This is a genomic window from Ferruginibacter sp., assembly GCF_031430955.1.
Taxonomy (GTDB): Bacteria; Bacteroidota; Bacteroidia; order Chitinophagales; family Chitinophagaceae; genus Ferruginibacter.
The window spans coordinates 1-3,205 of record NZ_JANPCM010000122.1 but is presented as its reverse complement, the minus strand read 5'-3'; the positions used below and the strand labels follow the sequence as shown (position 1 = coordinate 3,205).

At 34.7% G+C, this 3,205-nt stretch carries 4 protein-coding genes; 3 read left to right on the top strand and 1 reads right to left on the bottom strand.

Annotation, left to right across the window (positions count from 1 at the left end; translation table 11 throughout):
• The first annotated feature begins 41 nt into the window (after positions 1–41).
• Both ACY65O_RS03375 and ACY65O_RS03370 read left to right on the top strand, forming a co-directional pair.
• A complete protein-coding gene (locus tag ACY65O_RS03375; RefSeq protein WP_462219440.1) occupies positions 42–698 on the top strand; it encodes a hypothetical protein in 657 nt (218 codons plus the stop codon).
• The gene (locus tag ACY65O_RS03370) at positions 691–984 is read left to right on the top strand and encodes a winged helix-turn-helix domain-containing protein (protein WP_462219439.1); all 294 of its coding nucleotides are present in this window, start codon (positions 691–693) and stop codon (positions 982–984) included. The genes ACY65O_RS03375 and ACY65O_RS03370 overlap by 8 nt, the downstream gene beginning before the upstream one ends.
• Positions 985–1,046: 62 nt before the next feature.
• On the opposite strand, the gene ACY65O_RS03365 is transcribed toward ACY65O_RS03370, so the two are convergent.
• On the bottom strand, positions 1,047–2,444 hold the full coding sequence (locus tag ACY65O_RS03365; RefSeq protein ID WP_462219438.1) for a T9SS type A sorting domain-containing protein: 1,398 nt from the start codon (positions 2,442–2,444) through the stop codon (positions 1,047–1,049).
• A gap of 327 nt (positions 2,445–2,771) precedes the next feature.
• Between ACY65O_RS03365 and ACY65O_RS03360 the strand changes: the two genes are divergently transcribed.
• A partial coding sequence (locus ACY65O_RS03360; protein WP_462219437.1) for an ABC transporter ATP-binding protein occupies positions 2,772–3,205 on the top strand: 434 nt, incomplete at its 3' end.

Sequence of the window (3,205 nt, the reverse complement as noted above, 5' to 3'; positions counted from 1 at the left end):
TATTTAATGCGGAAAAAATATAATCAACAAAACAACTGATTATGGAAGAAAACAAAATGACAGAACAGGAAAGTCTTCAGTTAATCAGCCAGATGATTAATAAAGCAAAAAACAGTTATCTCGATTCGGGTGTTGGCCCGATATTATGGGGTACTGTAATTTCAGTTTGCAGCCTGGTAACTTTTTTTAAAATTAAATATCAATTTGATCTGCCTTTTGATATTTGGTTTTTAACTCTTATAGCAATAGTACCTCAAATTTTTATAGCGGCTAAGGGTAACCGGTTAAATAAAGTAAAAGGATATGATGACAAAATGATTGATTACGTTTGGATTTGTTTTGGCATTTCTATTTTTTTATTAATTTTTATTAATGCAAATATTATTAAGCAATTAAACCCTGTTTTTCAAACTTATATTGATGTTAAAGGATACAGGCCCGAATATAATTACAGCAGTTTCACTTCCTCTTTCTTCCTGCTACTTTATGGTATACCAACTATTATTACGGGATCATGCAGAAATATGAGACCCATGTTTTACGGCGGTATTGTTTGCTGGATATGTTGTGTGATTTCTATTTATACAAAAATAGAATGGGATATGCTGTTAACGGCAATTGCTGCAACAGCAGCATGGTTAATACCCGGCATTATTTTAAGAAGTCAATTCATAAAGAAGAGAAAGGGTAATGTTTAAAGAACTGGATCCCATATTACATTCTCAATTGCGTTTAGCAGTTATCAGTTTACTGATAAGTGTTAAAGAAGCAGAGTTTACTTTTTTAAAAGAAAAAACAAACTCCACTGCAGGTAATTTAAGTGTGCAGATAAATAAATTAAAAGATGCAGGGTATATAGAAGTAACCAAACAATTCAGTAAAAATTATCCGCAAACAATTTGTAAAATTACAGCAAAGGGAATTGATGCATTTGAAGATTATGTAAAAGCATTGCAATCTTATATGAACCCCGACGGGCAATAAAATAGCTCTTTCCATATTTAGAGAAAAGGCTTTTACCCGTGCTTGGTTATAAATCAATTTTTTTATTTCCATATTAATAATTTTGAACTGAACGTTTCAGTGTTGGTAATTAAACGAACAGTATAATAGCCTTCAGGTAGCTGTGTAATATTGTTTAAGCTAACAGTGTTACTCCCGGCAAATAATGCTGCCTGTTGTTTTAAAACCAATTTACCTGTAGCATCAAAAACCGAAATATCACCTGTAGCCGCTTTAGCAGTTTTTATTTTTATCTGTGCACCGCTGCTTGAGGGGTTGGGAGCGATAATCATTTCGTTAGTTTTCCAGTCGGCCACTTTTATTGAAACTGTATTGGTAAGTTTCATGCTGTAGTCAAGATCTACCACTCTTACCCTGTAATAAACATATTTTGAATTAAAGGCAGGCAGGTTATCAGTAAATTTATATTCCTGTAATGAGGTTAAATTATTTGCTTTTACATTTCCAGCTACTTCAAAATTTATTCCATCGTAACTTCTTTGTATTTCATAACTGTCAAGGTTATGCTCCTGCAGGCTTGTCCAGGTAATATTTGATTTTCCTGCATTATAATTAGCAGCAAGGTTTACCAGCGAAACAGGTAACGGCCCGCCAGATGGCAGATTAAAACAACCAAACCTTGATCCGTATTGCCTTGCAGGCTGAATGCTGATGCTGCTGCAATTTGCAGTAGGTGCTTTGTAATCATATCCCATTCTAAATGTAATGGCTGATTGCGGGAAAAAATAAACAGATTTTTCTATAACCTCAGAACATCTTGATACACCGTTTCTTTCATTGGTACTGCCCGTAGTTATTAACCAACCGTTATTATTACCACTGCTCAATAATTCTGATGTAGCAGGGCCATAATTTACAGGATCAGCGCCATTTATTTTTGCATATCCTATTTCTTTAAACCAGCCATCGCTGCCCTGCATACTGCCATCCATATCAAAATGTAAAAAATTAAGGTTGGATACAGCCATTTCTGTTCCTGGTGTTGGCATTGCATTGCCGCTGTAATGAGTATAAAATTTTACTGTAAATTCTACATACCCGCTTTTATTGCTGCATGAAAGAATTTGATTAGGTGCAATACGAGGAGCAAATAAAGCAATTTGAGAAGAGGCAATACCCGTTTCGTCAGCTGCTCCATCATCATCAATACTGGGGCTTGCAGCACCAGCCATTGTTGCATTTACCATAGCATCAATAGATATTACTGCATCCAGATATAAACTGGGTATGGCATTGTTGAATTTGTATTTTGCACCCACTGTTAATGGAGCTCCTGTGCCGGCAATTTGTACAGCATTTCTAAAATCGGAAACAACACCCGTATCAGTATCGCAAACATCAAATCCGGATGTAGTACAAACTTGTGCATTTACGCTGATTAAGGCTAATAATGTAAACGAAAGGGTAAAAATCTTTTTCATCTTGTGTGATTTATATTTTTAAATTTACAGAGGTTGAAAACCTGAACAGTCAGGCATCGGCTAAATCACAAAATAGTGGATGCAGTAAAGCGGTGCTTTTTCAGAAGATAATAGTCTACGGATTGCTGCGGAGCAATAAAAATTTATTTAATCTATTGGGGAGGTTGTGGTTGAGAATAGAATACGGTTATGAGATGTAAGCACCATAAACATAGATAATTTTTTTTAACTGTGCAAGATTTTTTAATAATTTTTTTTCAAAAGCTGTTTTACTTTTACGAACAATTAGTTGTAATATCCGTTTTACCTTTACACATATATATTACTATGCCTGCAGTTATAAGTGTTACTCATCTTTCAAAAAATTTTAATAACTTAAAGGCGGTTGATGATCTTTCATTTACAGTTAATGAAGGGGATATTTATGGCTTTCTTGGGCAAAATGGTGCAGGCAAATCAACTACTATACGAATGTTGTTATCGCTTGTAAAACCAACATCAGGCGAAATAAATATTTTTGGAAAGAATTTATTTACACACCGCAGCGAAGTATTACAACAAACAGGAGCCGTAATAGAAAAACCAGATTTGTATAAATACCTTTCCGCTTATCAAAACCTTTCCATTTTCGCTAAAATGAGTGGCGTAAAAGTTACGAGGCAATTATTAATGGAGCAATTGGAAATGGTAGGCCTTGCTGAAAGGGCCAATAGTAAAGTAAAAACTTTTAGCCAGGGAATGAAGCAACGTTTGGGAATAGC

Coding starts and splice junctions, on each gene's coding strand:
- ACY65O_RS03375 (WP_462219440.1), top strand. CDS start 42: ATGGAAGAAAACAAAATGACAGAACAGGAAAGTCTTCAGTTAATCAGC.
- ACY65O_RS03370 (WP_462219439.1), top strand. CDS start 691: ATGTTTAAAGAACTGGATCCCATATTACATTCTCAATTGCGTTTAGCA.
- ACY65O_RS03365 (WP_462219438.1), bottom strand. CDS start 2,444: ATGAAAAAGATTTTTACCCTTTCGTTTACATTATTAGCCTTAATCAGC.